This window comes from Gammaproteobacteria bacterium (assembly GCA_009838035.1).
In the GTDB taxonomy this organism is placed as follows: Bacteria; Pseudomonadota; Gammaproteobacteria; order Steroidobacterales; family Foliamicaceae; genus Foliamicus.
This window is the reverse complement of record VXSK01000020.1, coordinates 70,530-87,991: the sequence shown is the minus strand read 5'-3', so window position 1 is coordinate 87,991 and position 17,462 is coordinate 70,530. Positions and strand designations below refer to the sequence as shown.

The following is a 17,462-nucleotide window of genomic DNA, read 5'->3' as shown; positions in this document are numbered from 1 at the left end:
GTTCTCCCTGGTTGGAGTTTACCTTGCGTTTCATTCGACGGAGGATCAGGGGATGGCCATAGCGACGGCCTGGGTCTCTTCCTCTTCGTCCGGCGTCAGTTCCTTCTCGGCCGCCTCTTCCCGCTCGATGCGTTCCTGCAATTCAGCGACGTAGGCACTGTCCTCAATCCGCTCGGCGATCGTTTGCAGCACGCGCAACACGCCCAGGCCGCTGTCGAGGCCGTTGGCGCGTACGAGCTCCAGCAGTTGCGCCCCCTCGTCGGAGTCCTGATACAGGCCCAGCAGCGTTAACCGCTCCTTCCATGGCAGCCGGCCTTCCTCCAGTATTCCGGCCACCCGATCGAACTGCAGGGATCCTCCGCCCGCTTCCGCAAGGGAAGCAAGCAGCACGAGTCCTTCGGCGCTCAAGGGGCGGCCGCCGGCTTCGATGCTCTGCAGGATGCGGGCCATCAGGCCTACGTCCTGCGCAGGTTCTTCCGCACGCAATTGCCGCATCCCGAGCGGAACGAGCAACCGGAGTGCGTCGTACTGTTCCACCTGTCGACTCGCCACCAGGTCCAGCAGCATGTCGGTGGCTGCCGCGACCCAGTCCGGCATGCCCGGCCATTCGTCCTCACCCATAGGGAACAGCCGCATTTGCCTTCTGAGAACCTCCTGCGCGGCGGTATAGCCCTGATCCTGGTATTGGTACCGCTGGGTCACTGCCGGAAGACCGTAGAGCAGGCTGAGGGCGCTCGCGGCCTGGGCACTGAACCTTAGCCGCATATCCATCTGTTCCTCCGGCGTAAGTGCGGGTGGACCCGCTTCCGTCAGCATGGCGCCGAGAATCTCCGTTGCGCGCGCCAGGTCGCCCGCGCGTGCAAAAGCGCGCGCCAACTCGGCCGCCTTTAACGCACCCGATTCGTACAGGCGTTCCGGCAAGTCCAGAGCAGCCGGGGACCGGCGCCGCGCCTGCACGAACACTTCCTCCGGCGAGTACACCTTTTCCAGGGAGGCAATCAGAAAGGCGTCGAACAGCATGTCGTAGGCCGGCATCTCCTTCGCAGGCCGGGCGAGAAGCAGGACCGCATCCAGAACCTCACGCGCCGCCTCCGAGGGCAGTCTCTGCGCAACTTCACCGATCAGCTCCAGGAGGTTGGCGGGGCTCGGTTGTCCCCCGTAAAAGCCGTAAAAGAAGCGCTCCTGGTCGCCATACTCGTTGTGCTCGATTCTGCGCGCCGCCACCAGCTTGTAGTAATCCACCGACCGGTCCACCGCACCGGCCGTGGCAAGAACTCGGGCGGCAAGAAGCAGTTGGTACGGCGAGGGATCGGAAACGGCCGCCAAGCGGGCTTCGAATGCCTGCAGGCCCCCGGGGCCAAATTCAACTCTCTGCTCGTCGCGCAGCATCATCCACAGCGTAAATTCGTGATCGGTGATTTCCTGGAGGTTGAGGCGATTCCACAGTTCCTCCAGCCGCCCGCCGTCGTCGGAGGCCTTGGCCAGGTATTCGTAAAGCTGACGGAATCCCGTCCGCGTCCCGTCCGGAATCGCGCGCAGGAAGGCATCCAGTTCGGCAGCGCCGTAGGGCGCCTCCGCAACGGCGTCAAACAACATGCGTCGCTCGGGGGCCTTTTCGCCCATGGCGCGACCGTTTGAACTCCCCGACATTCCTGCAGGCGTCATGATGTAGGCCACGCCACTGAAGTATCCGCCGCGGTTTGCAGACGTCTTCTTCCCGGGCTCCGGCATCGCAGTATTCAATAGACCGCTGGCGAGGAACGTCAGCGGCATGGTTCCCGGAGGAGGCCCGTACGGAGAATTGCGGGGCGTCAGCAGACTGCGCCACGCCTCCCGAAGGGCCCGTTGTCCTTCCTCGTGATCGCCGGCGTTCAGCGCCTCGCCCAGCCGCTCTACAGGACCTTTCCGACGGCTTTGCGGTTGGGGGCCGCCAAGTACCAGAAGACCGGAACCTGCCGATACGGATCCCGAATCCTCCTCGACAGGCTGCATGGTCTGCAACTGGCGGATAATCGCGCCAACCGCGCCGGGCGCCCGCGTCTGCCGGGCCATTACCTGCTGCATGACCGCGGGATCGCTCAGATCCGCACCGCCGTCCGAAACGACTTCGAGCGCTTCCCCGAAGCGCTGCTGCGAACGGAAAAACAGGAAATGCGCCAGCCGCCAGGCAGCATCGTCCGGCGCCGACCGGTATTCCTCGGCGATCGCTTCGCCGGCGCGGTCCGCATAGCCCAGGTTGAGCCACACACTGATCCGGTCGGCCCGGTATCGGGAAGGATCGGGATCCAGCGCGGCAAGCCGGTCCAGCACGAGGTCCTGGCGATCCAGCCGGTCCATGGTTGGCGGTCGATAAAAGAACCGCGACGAGTATTCGCGTTCATAGGCCGCGCGGGCCAGATCAAGCGGCACCTCCTCGCCGGCGGCAATCCTGTCGAGCAATTCCGAGCTCGCAGCCTCCAGGGCGTCATTCAGCCCGGGTGCGAAAAAACGAACGGGGAAGCCTTGCGGCGACGGCAGATTCTCCTCCATCTCGACGATCAACCGGAACGCTTCGTCACTTCGGCCCGCATATATGGCCTCGAGGAACGGTCTCACGTCGGGCATGTTCGGCCAGCGATTGCGGACGTAATCGGCAACGCGGTACAGCACTTCGGCATTCTCCCGGCGGCCGTCAACGATCATCATTGCCTGGGCGACCGTGTAGAACACGCTGTCATCGTTGGTCTCGAGGCCGGACAGGTATTCGATGACCGTGTCCGCCACCTCGCTGCGCTGCGCGGCGGTCAGTTCTTCCTTGAGCAGCGGGCGAACGCGGCTCAGAGCATCGCTGCCCGGAAAAAAGATGCCGGCATTGCCATCAGACCCGGCGCCCTCCACCTCGGCCTGCAGAAAGCGGATCCGGTCCTGCGTGCTTCCCCGCTCCTCGAGGTATTGCCAGTAGCCGCTGTTGTCGTTGAAACCGAACGGGCTGGCCGGCTCGGCGCCGGCGCCCGGATCCAGCAGCAGCGCAACGACTTCCTCCGGCGGCACCAGGGGCTGCCCGGCCACTTCCTCCGCCCGAATGAGCAAGTCCACGTTCGAACCCACCAGCGCCTTGAACGCGTCGCGTTCTTCCAGAAGCTTTGACGATGTGGCGAGAGCCAGGCGCCGGAACTCGGGCTTGCCGAGCAGACCCAGCGCATAGCCCAGCCCTTCCGTGAATTCACCGTCCAGAATCCGCTCGCCCAGCAGCGTTTCCATTTCGTCGAAGGCGCCGGCCAGTCGGAGCAGTTGCAATTGGGTCTCGAAATCCTCCCGTTTCCCGGCCAGGGCCAACTGCCTTCGCAGCGGCGTCATTGCGCCCAGCGCGTCGTCGTCGTCGACGGTCACGCCGTCGGGAAGCGGCCGGCCGGCAGCTCCGTACGCCGCGATCAGGTGCTCGGCAAAGTCGGCGTCGTCGCCGAAGTGCGCCAGCAGCCTGCGGTCGGCATACTGCGCGAGATCCCTGTCATCCAGGAAGAAACCGACCGTTCGAACCAGCCGGGCCGTGCGGTCCAGGCGCGCATAGCGGGCGAGCGGCAACAGCTCATCTTCGGTGCGGTCGAGCACATTGCGCAACTCGGTTTCGAACAGGGCCTTCAGTTCCGCGGCCGCCGCCTCGGACTCTTCCGCGCCCTCAGGCCAACTCAGCAGCAATCCCTGCTCCAGCGAGGCATAGTGCTCGCGATACTCGCGCGACACGGTGGTGTCGGTGCGCTGGTTCATGATCGCCTGCCAGGAGTTGGGGTCCACCGGACGGGCACCGGCGGCCAGGATCGTGGACTGGCGGCGGAGCACGTCGCTGATAGCCTGCATATAGCGCTCAAACGCCACGTCCTCGCGGCCGATCACCTCGTACAGGAACCCGGTCTTGTGCAAAAGTTCCAGACTGTCGCGGTTGACGTTGAGCGCGCGGTTGTAGAACACCCGCGACTGCTCGTCATACCCGGCCTCCTCGAACATCTCCGCCTTGGTCCGGTCGATGTCGATCATCCCGGTGATGTCGTCGATCATCTCGAAGGCCCGCTCGGCGCCCGAGACGTCTTCCCGCGCCAGCAGCGACTTGCCGACGTCGATATACACCTCCGGCGGCAACTGCTGGCGCAGACCGACCAGGCGGCGCCCGTACTTGAGTTGCCGGTCGATATCGCCGCCGCCGGTGCTGAACCCGCCAAAGCCCGTGTTCGGCGTGGCCATGGTGAGCAGTTCGCGCAACACCGCCGGGCGCCTCAGGCCCGCTTCCGCCAGCGAGTTCTCCAGCGCCAGGAAGGAAGCCTCGGTGTCGCCCTGCTCGCGGGCAATGTCGGCCAAAAGCTCGTACAGGTAAAACCGGTTCGCGCGAGACGCGATTCGCTCCAGGATCACCCGCCGGGTCCAGGCCAGGGTATCCAGCGTTTCGGGGTCCGGTTGCTGAAAGAAGGTCGTGGTGCCGATCAGGTTCAATACGCCGTCCACCGCCACAACGAAGTCGTTGTCCTCGACGGCGTTCTCGGCGAAGAATTGCAGAATCGCCACCGCCTCGTCGGTCTGGCCGTTGTTGTCCATGACGTCGGCCAGCAACAACAGGTTGTCGCTGTTCTCGGGCTGCTCCACCAGCGCCCGCCGATACGCCTCCACCGCCTGGTCGACAAAACCCGCGGTCGAAAAAATGCTGGCCTCGAACTCGCCGGTTACGGCTTCTTCGTCGTACGTACGCAACTCCTCGATCCAGCGCTGAATCTCACCAAGCCGCTCATTGGTCCCGGTGGCGAGATCGAACGTCAACAGGTTCAGGATAATGCTCTGGATGTGATCGAGCCGGTTGTCGGGGTCGATCTCGTACAGGCGGCGCAAGGCCTGGTCGTGGGCCGGATAGTCCTCCAGCAGCATGTACACGTGCGCCAGCAGTTGCTGATGGCCGATCGCGTCCTCGCCCATCGACTCGGCATACTCGTCAATGATCTCGGTCGCCGACAGCTTGTCGCCGGATTCCACGTAAATGCGCACCAGGAGATTCATGTGGTTGCGGTTGGCGGTGCCCAGCATCAGCATTCCTTCGAGCTCCACCGCCATGTCACCCAGGGCGCTCAGCTCGGCCGCCAACAGCAGCAACTGGCTTTCGGCAAAACTGCGCCGCGCCGGGCTCTCGACGCCAACCCAGATGTCGCGCCACAAATCCAGCGCCTCGGTCTTGCGATCCACGATCGTGTACAGCCAGGCCAGACGCATCTGATCGTCGTAACCGAGCTCCCCGCGAACGTCCCGGATGGCCTCGAACACCCGCAGCGCTTCCTGCGGCCGGCTCAATCGCTCATAAGCATCGGCCAGCTCCACCAGCTCGGCAGCGTCGGGGGGCAGGAACTCCTCGAGGCGTTCAAGCGCGTCAAGCGCCGGTTCGTCATCGCCGCGGTCCAGCCAGGTCTCGAACAGGAACAACAGCGCGCCCACATCCGGACCGTGCGCTTGCAGGTGGCGCTCGATCATCGCCACGCTTTCATCGACAAAGCCCATCGCAACCATCAGACGGCCGCCCTCGACCAATACGCCCGCGCGTTCGCCGTTGCGCTCCTGAAACGTCTCCCACACGGCCAGCGCCGCGTCGTTATCGGCGACGTTGAGATAGTGCGCCGCCAGGCCGTCATACCACTGCGGCTGGGCGGGCTCGGCGTCCATCATCCGGCGATACTCGCTCACCATCGCGTCCGTGTCGCCGGCTGCCTCATACAGCGAAACCAGACGGCGGCGCTCGGCAATGTCGGCTTCCGAACCTTCCAGTTGGCCATACAGTTCGAGCGCCTGCGGGTAATCTTCGGTCTCGATCAGGGTCTCCACGCGCAGGCGCAGCAGGTCCTGGTCTGCGGGATCGCGCGTGGCCAAGTCGGCCAGCAGGAGCGCCAGTTCATCGGCGCTGCGGTACGACTCGGCCAGCAGGCTCAATGCGTAGAGGCGATCCACGCGAACCGGCGCGTCCGCATAGGCGAGCCAGGCCTGCTCGCGGGCCAACTCATGCGACCCGGCGCTCAGCGCCCACTCCGACAGGCGCAAATACTGCCGGTAGAGCCGGGCCGCCCCGGGCAGGGGCTGGTACAGCTCAATCGCCCGCTCCGGACGGCCCAGCAGCGCCAGCACCACGGCGGCCTGGTTGCGGAAGGACTGGTCGCGCTGCGACGCCAGTTCCTCCAGGACCTCGACGTTGCGCGAACTGACATCCATCATTGCCAGGCGCACGCGGATCAGCCACTGCTCGTCGCCCTCGTCGTAGGCCTCGGCCGCCCGCTGATACCACTCGCGCGCCGCGTCCTCATCGCCGCCGGCATCCAGTAATCGCGCCTTCAGCAGCAGCGCCTCGCGCGTCGGCGAACTCTCCAGCGCCAGATCCGAGGACAGCACCGCGTCCTCGATCGCACCGTCGCGCCATTGCAGATGCGCGATTGCCAGATGTGACGCGGCCTGGCCCTGGGGACTGAGCGTGCCGGCGCGCGCATAGGCCCGCAAGCGCGCCACGGCGCGGTCGATGCCGGCGCCGGTCAGAACCGTCTCGCGATAGACCGCGGCGACTCTCTCGGGCTCGAAGCGCTCGGAAGCCTGAAGCGAGGCAATCAACTCGGCGAGCGCGGACTGGGCTTGCGCCGGGGGCGGGAGGCACAGGACTGCGAGCAACAGTGCAAGGGCAAGAAAACAACGGGGTGTCCTGTTATTCATCGTTGCCATCCTCAACGCGGCCAGCGGCGGTAGGTGATGTCCGCCAGGTAGGCGAGCAGGGCGGCCAGCAGCAGCCACGGCCAAAGCCGCGTCACGTCGCCCGCCCGCAGCCCGCCGCCGGCGCGAATCTGTGCAGCGTCGCCGCCGGTCAACACGGCGCCGCCGGTCAGCGCCGCCAGTTCGTCCAGGTCAAGCGACGACGACGGATCGACCTGGGTTTCTTCGAACCGGTCGGAGTAAGGCGCGATCGCGATGCGCTGCGCTCCCGGACCGCGGTTCGGCCGCACCACGACCCGTACCGCCTCTCCCGGCGCAGCGGAAAAGTCCGCCTCGAACAGTCCGGGCGCCGTCTCGATCAGCGCAGGCAAAGGCTCCGCCGTTTCGCGACCGCTTGCATCCACCAGCCGGGCGTCCGGCGCCAGCAGCGGGTCGTTGTCGTAGCGCCGCACGCTCAGGTGGGCCCGGCCGCCCCGGCGCTGCAATCCCAGCTTGAAGGGTTCCTGGTCCGAGGCCGTACGGGACACGATTCGTCCCAGGAACTCGGCGAAATCCGGCCATTCGCGCCAGTCTTCCGTGCCCTGGCCGGCCGGTTCGGTCATCAGGGCCGTTACCCGGCCCAGCCCGTAACGCCAGGTCGAAAGTACCGGATAGCGGGCGTCCGCGACCCGGATCAGCATTTCCGCTCCGTCGCGCGGCTCCACCTGGGCATAGCCGTTCAGCGGCGGCAGGGCGGCGGGATCCACCGGCCCCCACCATCCGGGTCCGCTCAGGCCGTCCAGCGCAAAACTGCCGCGCTTGTAGCGGACCGCCTTGCGTATCGTGGGCCGCTTCAGTACCAGCTCCACCAGGCTGAACTGGTTGCCGACGCCATAAAAGCGTCCCTGGCCCCAGTTCGCGATGTCGGACATGACCAGGTTATGTCCGCCCTGTCCGACGAGGATGGTCGAAACGTTGATGTTGTCGCGCGAGATGCTGCGCACCATCGCCTCGTAATTGGCGTCCTCGACGCCCGCATCCGTCACGAGAATGATGTGCTTGAAACGCGCATTGACGTTCTGCAACCCATAGTAGGCTTCCTGGATCGCGGGGTACAGGACCGTGCCGCCGATGGCCTTCATGCGACCGATGGCGCGGTCGATCTCGATCTTGTTGGAGGCCGGCTGCAAGGGCACCGCCCAGTGCTTGGCGCCATAGAACTCGACGATCCCGACCCGGTCGTGCGGTTGCAGGCGGCGCACCGCGATCCGGGCGATTTGCTTGGCCAGCTCGATGCGCGTTCCGCCCATGGAGCCGGAGGTGTCCAGTATCAGGGCGAGCGCCACGCTGGGATCGCTGATGTCGTCCTCACCGGTAATCTCGACCGGCAGCAGCTCCGCCACCGGCGTTTCGAAGTAGCCGCCGTCGGCAAAGGACGCCTGGCCGCCGCTCATCATCAAACCCAGGCCCTGGTCCACGATGGCGTCTTCAAGGCGCGCCTGGAACGCCTCGGAGAGCAGGCGCGCCGGAACGTCGTCGAGCATCACGACCTGATAGGGCTCCAGATCGGTGTCCCCGTCCAGCGCGGCCGGATCCGCCGTGTCGATCTCATGTCCCGGCCCCAGAATTTCGGCCAGGCGCCGCGCCGCGCCTTCCTGGCGCGACCCCAGATAGAGGATGCGCAGCGGCGCCTGGATCGCCGCCACGGCCTGCAGGTGATTGTTGCCGGGATCGTCCCGGGCGCCGGGCTCGACCACCAGTTCCGCCGTTACGTCAAGAAAGCCCGGTTCACCGGCTTCGAAATCGACTTCAACGTAATGGCGCCCTTCGCCCTGGAAGGGCTCGGAGCGAGCCAGCTCTTCCCCGTCCGATCTCAGCACCAGTTGCATCTCGGCGTTCGCGCCGTTGATTTCGGCCGTTGCCCTCAGCGATTCCCCGGGACGGCCCGTACTCAGTTTCAGCCGCGCCGGGAACGGATCGGTGGAAGCCGCCCCGGGATTGAACACGTGCACCGGAATGTCGCGCTCGGCGAGCTGCGCCGCGGATGAGGCCCAATCGCGGCTGGTGGCCAGGCCGTCGGAGATCAGGACCACGGACCCCCGCTGCTCGCGCGGAATCGACTGACCCGCAATCGCCAGCGCCTCGGCCAGGGGCGACGCATCGCGTTCGCCCGGCACGATCCGCCGCGCACCGTTCTCGTCCGCAGTGCTTTCGTCACCTTCCGCGCCCAGGCGAATCATGGTCGCGTCACCGCGATCGGCCAGTTCGGCAAACAGCGCGGAGGCCGCCTGCGCTCCGCGGCTGCGCGCCGCCGCCGACATACTGGCGGTCTCGTCCAGCACAACGACGTGCCTTTCCTGCTCCACTTCCAGCACCGTTACCGGCTGCATCAGCGCCGCAATCAACAATACGAACAGCAGCGATCGGATGACCCCATGCCAGGTTGTGCGCGGGCGCGCGGGCCAGAACCACAATGCCGGCACGGCCAGCAACAGCAGCGCGGCCAGGGGATAGGTAAAGGATATGCTCATCGCACCCGGACCCTACGGCATCAACCCGCGCTGGTACGCGTACCACTCGAAGGCCAGCAGCGCGAGCGCCGCGAGAATCAGGATCAAGGCAAGGAGAGAAGGACCGGCCAGTCCCGTGGCCGCGGGGGCGAAAGCGGACAGTTCCACGCCGGTCTGCCCCGTGGTTACCGCCGTGCTCAACAGCGAAACCGGATACGAGAGCCCCCCGTCGGGCGCTTCGAGCGTTCCCGAGCGCGCCGGCGGCAGGTCCGCGCCCAGCAGGCGGGTCGCGCTGTCCCCGGGACCGGTCAGTGCGAACTCCGATGATTCGTCGGGCGCGAGCCGGCCCGCGGCCAGATACGAGTAAACCGCATCTTCCTCGGTGAGCCAGCGGGCGGTGCGGGTAACGAACAGCGGGAACGCCCGCGACGCCGTGAAGTTGAAGCGCTCATCGAGCAGTTCCAGCCAAACGGAAATACTCCTCGACTCGCCGCCGGACGTTTGCACGCTCACCGGCCGGCCGGCCTCGGCGGCCAGTCCCGCGCCGTCGATCAGGTTCAGACCCAATCCCTGCAGGCTGTCGCGCAAAGCCGATTCCGCGTCCAGATTGCCCGTGTACTGAATCTCGAAGGCGGCTTCCTGTTCGTTCATCGGTGCGAACTCGACCGCCGGCAGATCGCCGCCGAACGCCTCGCCGGCCCGCCGGAATACGACTTCCGGATCGTCCTCGGCCAGCAGGAGGCCGGGGTCGGCCTGCACCGCGTCCACGAGAACGGAACCCAGTGAGGCGGACACGGCAACCCTGAGTTCCCGGCGTTCGGGCAGGCGCAACTGCGCCATGTCGTCCGCGGGCAAGGCGTCCGGATCGGATATGCGGACCTCCAGCAATCCGCCCGCGGCGGGTATGTCGCGAAGGACAAATCCGTCGGGAGGGGCATCCTGGATGACTGCCCCGCTCAGCGGCGCACCGTCAAGACTCAGCTCCACGTCGCCCGGAAGTGTGCTGAGATTTCCGGTGGCCTCGAGGCGTACCAGCACGTCAACGGCGTCCCAGCGCCCGGAAGCGGCCGTGCCCAGACCCATGGCCACGATGCCGCGGTTCGGTCCCGGTTCTTCCAGACCCTGGGCGCGCTGGACCTGGATGCCCTCAGGCAAGCTATCCAGTCCTTCCTCGCTGACCGGGGCGCGGCCGTAGATGACCAGGCGTACCGCTTCGGGGTAGGCGCCGGGCAGCGCCAGCAGGTCGAGTTGTTCCGCCACCGCCGAGGGCGCCCCTTCGGGCATGAGCCCGGCCACCCGGCGATCGAACAGCAGGCTCTCCTCGCCGGCATTCAGAAGCTTCAGGTTCCTGGCGCCGCCCCAGATGACTTCGCGCTGGTCGTCCGGCAGGCTCCGCAAATCGTCGCGAACGCGTTCGATGGCGCGCTCAAGGTCGCCCGGCGCGGACATGTGCGCCGATCCGTCCAGGAAAAGCACGTGGTACTGGCCGCCCTCGGGATCGTCCACCCGCGGCTCGGCCAGGCCCAGCCACAAGAGCCAGCAGATCAGCAGGCTCAGCAGGTAGGCCAGCCAGTGGCGAAAGCGCCGGCGAAACACACGCACCGGGGCGTCGCGGGCCGCTTCGCGCCAGAACATCGCGGTCGGCACCGCCACTTCGGTGTAGCGGATGCGCAACTGCTGAAGAACGTACAGCAGTCCGGCCAGTCCGGCGGCGCCCGCCAGCAACCAGGGCCAGGACAGGTTGGCGAAGTTCATATCTCGATGCGCCCCGCCTCGAACGCCGCCGCCAGTTGCGGCAGCACTTCCTCGTCGGTATTCAATCGCAGGAAGGCCGCGCCCTGCCCGGTGGCGAAGCCGGTGAGGCGCTCGTTGAAATCGTTCACGATCGTGCGGTAATTGGCGAGAATGGCGGGCGTGAGCGACACGTCCACGGCCTCGCCCGACTCGCAGTCGCGCAGCCGTACGTCGCCGCGCAGGTCGCGGCGACCGGCCGGGTCCAGGTCGTGGTCGCCGATCAGCTGCACCAGCAGCAGGCGGTGCCGGGTCTGGCGCAGCGACCCCAGCACGGCGTCCAGCCCGGCCGGGTCGTAGAAGTCGGAAATGACGACTAGCAGCCCCCGCCGCAGGCGCAGCTGTTCCACGCCTTCGATCGCCTGGACCAGTTCCGTGGCGCCCTGCTCTTCGAGCTCCGCCAGGCGTTCCGCGACCCGCATCAGGCGGCCGTGTCCGGAACCGTTCTTGAGCTTCATTTCCAGGTTGTCCGAGAACGAAAACAGTCCCACGCTGTCATGCTGGGACAGGCTGATGGAAGCCAGGGCCAGCGCCACCTTCAGCGCCACGCCGATCTTGGGCGCGGCCTCGAAATACATGCTGCTCGAGCGGTCCACCAGCAGGTAAACGGGCAGTTCCTGGCGCTCCTCGAACACCTTGACGACCACGCGGCCGAGGCGCCGGTAGATATTCCAGTCGATCGTGCGCGTATCGTCGCCAGGCACGTAGGCCTTGTAGTCGGCGAACTCTAGGCCGGCGCCCTTGTCCTTCGAGAGCTGCTCGGCATGCCGGCCGCCGCTGATGATGCGCCGCGCCCACAGGCTGAAGCCCTGCAGAGCGGTCAGGAACTCGGTATCGAAGAATTCGTCAACTGTGGGGGCGGCCATGCCCATGGTTTACTCTCCTCCCTGGGAACGAAGGCGTCTCGCCTTCGTCGAGGGCGGGACGCCCTCGCTCCCGGGCTTAAATTCAGCTCGCCGTGTGCGGCGGCTCTACCGACTGCAGAACGTCGTCCACCAGCGGGTCCGGCGTGACCCGGTTGGCCTGCGCGTGGAAGTTCACCAGTACGCGGTGCCTCAGCACGGGCAGGGCCACCGAACGGATGTCGTCGGTGCTCACCGAAAAACGCCCGGCCAGCAGCGCTCGCACCTTGCCGCCCAGAATCAGCCCCTGCGCGCCCCGCGGGCTGGAGCCCAGCGCCACGTAGGCGCCGATGCTGTCGGGCGCGTAATCGCTGTCCGGCTGAGTGCCCATGACGAGCTGGACCGCGTAGCGCTGGGCTACCTCCGGGACGGCCACGGCGCGGGCCACGGCGCGCAGGCGCACGATGGTTTCGGCGTCGGCCACCGGTTCGATCACCACGTCCTGCTCGCCGGTCGTGCGCTCGAGGATAGGCGCGTATTCCTCTTCCCTGGGATAGGACACGATCTGCTTGAAAAGGAAACGGTCCAACTGGGCTTCCGGCAGCGGATAGGTGCCTTCCTGCTCCACCGGGTTCTGGGTCGCCATCACGCTGTAGGGCTCGTCCAGCCGGATCGTCCGGCGGCCCACGGTCACCTGGCGCTCCTGCATCGCTTCGAGCAGCGCCGACTGAGTCTTGGGGGTCGCCCGGTTGATCTCGTCGGCCAGTACCAGGTTGGCGATCAGCGGGCCCTGCTGGAAGGTCAGCTCGTGGCCGCCGCCCTCGGTCTCCGTCAGTACCATCGTGCCCTGGATGTCCGCGGGCATCATGTCGGGAGTGAACTGAATCCGCGAGAACCGCAGGTTCAGCGCCTCGCCCAGTGACTTGACCAGCATGGTCTTGCCGAGGCCGGGGACGCCCTCCAGCAGCACGTGCCCACCGCACATCAGCGCGGTCAGCACGCCGTCGATGACCTCTTCCTGGCCCACGATCAGCCGGCTGACCTGGGCCTTGACCCGGTTGAATACTTCGGTGAATTCGTCGGCGCCCGCCCGGGCGCGCTCGGCGGCCGCGGCCGCATTACTGTCCGTCATTCGATTTCCTCCGGCGCTTCTCCGCCATTCGTTCGCTGTGCAAGAAAATAATTTCGTACCACGTCCCGGCCCAGGGGCGGGATTTCGCGATGCAGCGTGTGGCCCACGGCAGCGTCGCGCGCCGGGCGTTCCCGCGCCTGCGTCGGATCGGCCTGGTGCTCCTCGGCGCGGCCCTGCTCGCTCTGAATCTTCATGCGCCCGGGGTTGACCTTGCCCTGCAGGTAATCGGGCAGCGGAACGCCCAGCAGCATCGCGGCCACGCCGCGGGTCTTCTTCAGGCCGGACGGGCCGCCGCGGCCGTTCAGGTCGTCGCGTTCCTCATTGCCGTCGGCTGAGGGAGTCAGGGAGCGGTTGACCGGCGCCTTGCGCTGACTGATCAGCGGCTTGCTTGCGGAACCGGCTTTCTGCTCCTCGTCCTCTTCCTCGTCGCCGAAATCGGAATCACCCTCCGGTTCCGGCTGCTGGGTCTTGTCCTGGGCGGCGGCGTGATCCGAGGCGGCCATGCGTCCGCCTGACATTTCGCCCTTGCCGCCCTTCAGCCCCGCGGATTCCTTCGGCTGGTCTTCCTCTTCTTTCGGCGGGTCCCTGGGCTTCTGCTCCCTTGGTTCGTTTTTCCTGGATTCGCTCTCGTCCTGCTCCTGCTTTTCCGCGCGCTGGCCCGAAGCGCCGGACTGCGCCTGCCGCGCCCGGTTGCTGCGCCGGGCGTCCGATCCCGCGGCGCTGCGGTTGTCGGACTGCCGCTGGGCGGAGAACTCGCGCGCCTCCATCTCGCCCGGGCGGCTTTCCGCCTCGGAGTCGGGCACTTCGACTTCCTTATTGCGCCTGGCCGCAAGGGAAGCCGGTCGCGGCTGCAGCGGATCGGGCAGGACCTGCGTGAGGTCGGAATCCCGGCGAAGGTCGCCGGGAATCGCATCGGCAACCAGCGTCTCGCCGGCCGATGCCTGCGACGCCGAGTACTGCCCAGTCCACAGGGCGGCGGCGAGCAGCACGGCAGCCAGCGCACCCAGCCTGCGGTGCGGCGGAATCCAGTCCGGCGGCCGGATCGCGACCGGCGGCAGCTTACGCTCCAGCGCGGTTTGCGCATAACCCCGCGCGTCCTCCACCGCCGCCTGCTCGAAATCGCTGCGGTCGGCCTTGGCCAGATACTGGTCGGCCGCCTGCAGCCGGTCCTTGAGGCCCAGATCACGGTCGTACAGCGCCAGGCACATGCGCCGGTCGATCCGGTGGCTTGCGAAATCGAACAGCACGCAGCCGGCAACCGCCAAAACGGGCAGCGCCAGCGCAATCAGTACCGTCACGGCCAGGCCGAAGGGCCAAAGACTCGTTCCCGCCGCCGTGTCCAGTAACTCGGCCAGCAGGATGACGCCGCTTACGCAAAGTGCGGCCGGGAAGAGCAATTTCAGATAGCGGTCGCAGGCGCAGCGCAGGACCCAGCGCTTGAGCCGCCTCGCGCCCTGGGCGGCGAGGCGGTTCAGCTGATCCTGAAGACGGTCGGGCGCAGGGTTGGCCGCCATGGCAGTTCTCCTCGCCTACGCCGAAAAGGAGCTTATCTGCCGGCCTCCACGACCAGCGGGTCGTCCGTTTCCAGCAAGGGCCGGATGCGCTCCATCCCGTCGCGGGCGCTGTCCTTCAGCGCCTGCGAACCTTCGAGCAGCGGCGATGCGGCGCGCTCGTAATTCGAATAGGCGCGCCGATGGCGCCCCAGGGCCTCGTACACGCGCCCGAGTTCATGACGCACCAGGCTCTCCTTTTCCGGATCGCCGCTGAAGCCGGCAGCCAGGAAGTACTTCCAGGCCTGCTCGGCATCGCCCGCCTCAAGGTAGCGGTCGCCCAGGATCAGCTGCAGGTCCTGCCGTAGGCCCGGTTCGTCGGAACGCGAAATGTATTCCAGCGCTTCCTCGGCCAGCGCCGTGATCAGCTCGGAGCGTTCGTCGCGGTCTTCCGCGAGAAACAACGGTTGCAGCGTTTCCGCGAGCCAGCCCGACTTCATGCGCTCCAGCGTCCTGGTGAGACGGTAATTCACCGCCTCCATCTGCTCCTCGACCGGGGCGTTCTGCTCCAGTCCCAGGGCAAACATCAACTCGGCCGCCTCCGCCACGTTGCGGTCGTCCGGGTTGCCCTGATGATACGACCGCAGCGCGTCGCGGTCCTCGTTCACCGCCGCCGTGTAGAACTCGAAATCGGCCTCTGAATAATTGGTGTTCACCACCGGCTCCAGCGCCAGGTAGCCCTGCACCGGGTTGATCTCCAGCCTGAAGGCGGTCCAGAGGCTCAATCCGGGGACCACGAGCCAGTCCCGGGAAAGCTCCGGATCCTGGGAAAAATCGGCCGGAAACAGCGCCGCCATGCCGGACAGCGGAACGCGCTGATCGCCAAGGCCGAAGTGAATGTCCGGCACGTCGCCGAACGGATAGCCCAGTCCGCCGGCCAGAGCCGCATTGATGTAGCTGTGATAGCCCGCGGTATTGAAAGCCATCAGGGAGCGGTCCTTCTCGCCGATGCTCAGCGGCGCAAGCACCCGGCCCTCCTCGGTCGTGCGCAAGCCGGTGACGATCGACTCCGCCCAAAGCATCGCGTCTTCCACCTTGGATTCGTCCGCGGGCGTGAAGCTGACTTCGCCGGCGGCCAGGTTCATGCCGAGCGCGTACTGGCGCAGCACCGGGCCGCCCAGGATGGCCGACACGTCGATGTCCTTCAACTCGACCGAATACTGCCCGCTCAGGTTCTTCAGGAACAGCGTGCATTCGGAGGAGGCCTCGACGCCCTCCTTCGGCACCTCAATGCGCAGGCCGTCGGCCAGGATCTTGATGGTTTCCTCGCCCTCGCCATATTCGACCGCGCCGAGAATGCAGTTGTAAATCCTCAGCGGCTGCTCGTCGGTGTAGTCGAGCACCAGGTGGGTTTCCTTGTGAAACTTCTCGGTGCTCAGCACCACGCGCACCAGCACGTGATCGCCGATGACCTTTGCTTCCGCCGTGCCGCCTGGGGACGCTCCGTCCTGGGCAACGGCAGGCTGCGCCAGCCAGCCCAGACTCACGAACATAACGGCGATGGCCAAACGCAATGGATTCAGTTTCATCGATTTCTCTCCCGCTTGAAGATTGTTTTTTTCGACGCCCCCGTGGGATGGATGCGCCGATCAGGTAATTCGTTGCGATTCCCGGTCAGGGGATTGCAGGCAATTACATCACGTCCAGCTTACCGGAACCTTGCCTGCAGTGCGATTTATTCGCCGTACAACTCCGCCAGCTTTTCGTCCAGCTTCCGCTGGCGCAGGTTCGTGCCGACGATTTCACCGCTGCCGCCCCTGGCCAGGTAGTTTGCCGGAATCCCCTGCACTCCGTAGAGCTTCGCCGACTCGCTGTCGAAACCCTGCTGGTCGCCCACGTCGATCCAGGGAATCTGCTCTTCGATCGAAGCCTCCTGCCAGTCCTCGTGTTCCTCGTCGAGCGACACGGAAACGATCTCGAAGCCCTGGCCGTGGTATTTCTCGTAGGCCTCCTTCATGTGCGGAATCTCGGCCCTGCAGGGTCCGCACCAGGACGCCCAGAACTCGACCAGCACGTATTCGTTGTCATCGAGGACTTCGGTCAGGCGGAAGGGCTCTCCATCCAGCGAGACGGCCCCGAAGTCCCTGATCTCGGTGCCTATGGCGATGGAACTGGCGGTCAGGTAGCGCTCGTAACCGTCCCTGATCCGGTCGGCCGCAGCCGCCACGACCGGATTCCCGGGAAGTTCCCGCTCCAGCGATTCGTAGAAGCCGATCTGCTCCAGAAATCCCATCGACCGGCCCGCTTTCGAGTCCTCATGCAGGTCCCATTTGGCGATCCAGCCCTGGTCGGCGGACAGGGCCACGAAACGCATGACCGGGTCCTCATGCGTCGTATAGATTTCCCGCAGTATCCGCGACTGGATCAGACTGGGCTTGAGCGCCTCGCGCTTCGACTCGATCGTCATTTCGCTCCATTCAACGCGGCTGGCCTCACGCTCTTCTCGCTCTTCCTCCGACATCGCCGCCATGGCGTCGAATCTGGCCCGGCGCTCTTCGTCGGCGGCGCTGTATTCGGGGTCGCCGCGCCAGGAATCGAAGGCGAGCTGCGTGTACTGGCCGCCCTCGACTTCATTGGAGTCCGCCAGGAATCGCACCGTGGTCAGGCCCGGCTCAAGCACGAACTCCGCGCGTCCCAGCGGATAAATATCATCGGCCGGAAGCACGTCGATCTGAACGATGCGGACATAATCCACGACGCCGCTCAGGGTCGCGCGCCCGTTTTGCAATTCCGCGGACGCCAGCTCGCCGTAATCGTCCTTGCCCGGAAGATAGCCATAGGCGACCGCCCTGGATGCCTCGTCTTCAAGCGCCGAGGCGTCGACGCGGATCTCGTATTCGTTGCCGGGTGCGCAGGCGCAGGCAAAAAGCAGTATCGCGGCGATAGAACTTGCGGTGCGGATCATCTTCCGCTCTCCAAACCCGAGCCGGCCGCCCTTCCCTGAGCGGCCGGCGCCGAGGGG

The 17,462-nt window shown here is 66.1% G+C and carries 8 protein-coding genes; all 8 read right to left on the bottom strand.

The features are described 5' to 3' along the window. Nucleotides 1–45: 45 nt before the first annotated feature. The 8 genes from F4Y72_08990 to F4Y72_08955 all read right to left on the bottom strand — a co-directional run bounded on the left by F4Y72_08990 (nt 46) and on the right by F4Y72_08955 (nt 17,405). Complete coding sequence (locus F4Y72_08990) at nt 46–6,699, bottom strand: hypothetical protein (GenBank protein ID MXZ28425.1); 6,654 nt, start codon at nt 6,697–6,699, stop codon at nt 46–48. Nucleotides 6,700–6,710: 11 nt separating this feature from the next. After that, entirely contained in the window at nt 6,711–9,206 is a 2,496-nt protein-coding gene (locus tag F4Y72_08985) for a VWA domain-containing protein (GenBank protein ID MXZ28424.1), read from the bottom strand. A gap of 12 nt (nt 9,207–9,218) precedes the next feature. Continuing rightward, nucleotides 9,219–10,940, bottom strand: coding sequence for a hypothetical protein (locus F4Y72_08980; protein MXZ28423.1), 1,722 nt, complete (start codon nt 10,938–10,940; stop codon nt 9,219–9,221). Beyond that, entirely contained in the window at nt 10,937–11,848 is a 912-nt protein-coding gene (locus F4Y72_08975) for a DUF58 domain-containing protein (GenBank protein ID MXZ28422.1), read from the bottom strand. The genes F4Y72_08980 and F4Y72_08975 overlap by 4 nt, the downstream gene beginning before the upstream one ends. Before the next feature lie 76 nt (nt 11,849–11,924). After that, entirely contained in the window at nt 11,925–12,950 is a 1,026-nt protein-coding gene (locus F4Y72_08970) for a MoxR family ATPase (GenBank protein ID MXZ28421.1), read from the bottom strand. Beyond that, nucleotides 12,947–14,464 (bottom strand): hypothetical protein, encoded by a 1,518-nt coding sequence (locus tag F4Y72_08965; protein MXZ28420.1) that lies wholly within the window; start codon nt 14,462–14,464, stop codon nt 12,947–12,949. Before F4Y72_08965 ends, F4Y72_08970 begins: the two co-directional genes overlap by 4 nt. Before the next feature lie 32 nt (nt 14,465–14,496). Further along, the gene (locus F4Y72_08960) at nt 14,497–16,029 is read right to left on the bottom strand and encodes a hypothetical protein (GenBank protein ID MXZ28419.1); all 1,533 of its coding nucleotides are present in this window, start codon (nt 16,027–16,029) and stop codon (nt 14,497–14,499) included. 146 nt (nt 16,030–16,175) lie between these two features. Continuing rightward, nucleotides 16,176–17,405, bottom strand: a complete 1,230-nt coding sequence (locus F4Y72_08955; protein MXZ28418.1) for a TlpA family protein disulfide reductase — start codon at nt 17,403–17,405, stop codon at nt 16,176–16,178. Nucleotides 17,406–17,462 lie beyond the last annotated feature (57 nt).

Coding starts and splice junctions, on each gene's coding strand:
- F4Y72_08990 (MXZ28425.1), bottom strand. CDS start 6,699: ATGAATAACAGGACACCCCGTTGTTTTCTTGCCCTTGCACTGTTGCTC.
- F4Y72_08985 (MXZ28424.1), bottom strand. CDS start 9,206: ATGAGCATATCCTTTACCTATCCCCTGGCCGCGCTGCTGTTGCTGGCC.
- F4Y72_08980 (MXZ28423.1), bottom strand. CDS start 10,940: ATGAACTTCGCCAACCTGTCCTGGCCCTGGTTGCTGGCGGGCGCCGCC.
- F4Y72_08975 (MXZ28422.1), bottom strand. CDS start 11,848: ATGGGCATGGCCGCCCCCACAGTTGACGAATTCTTCGATACCGAGTTC.
- F4Y72_08970 (MXZ28421.1), bottom strand. CDS start 12,950: ATGACGGACAGTAATGCGGCCGCGGCCGCCGAGCGCGCCCGGGCGGGC.
- F4Y72_08965 (MXZ28420.1), bottom strand. CDS start 14,464: ATGGCGGCCAACCCTGCGCCCGACCGTCTTCAGGATCAGCTGAACCGC.
- F4Y72_08960 (MXZ28419.1), bottom strand. CDS start 16,029: ATGAAACTGAATCCATTGCGTTTGGCCATCGCCGTTATGTTCGTGAGT.
- F4Y72_08955 (MXZ28418.1), bottom strand. CDS start 17,405: ATGATCCGCACCGCAAGTTCTATCGCCGCGATACTGCTTTTTGCCTGC.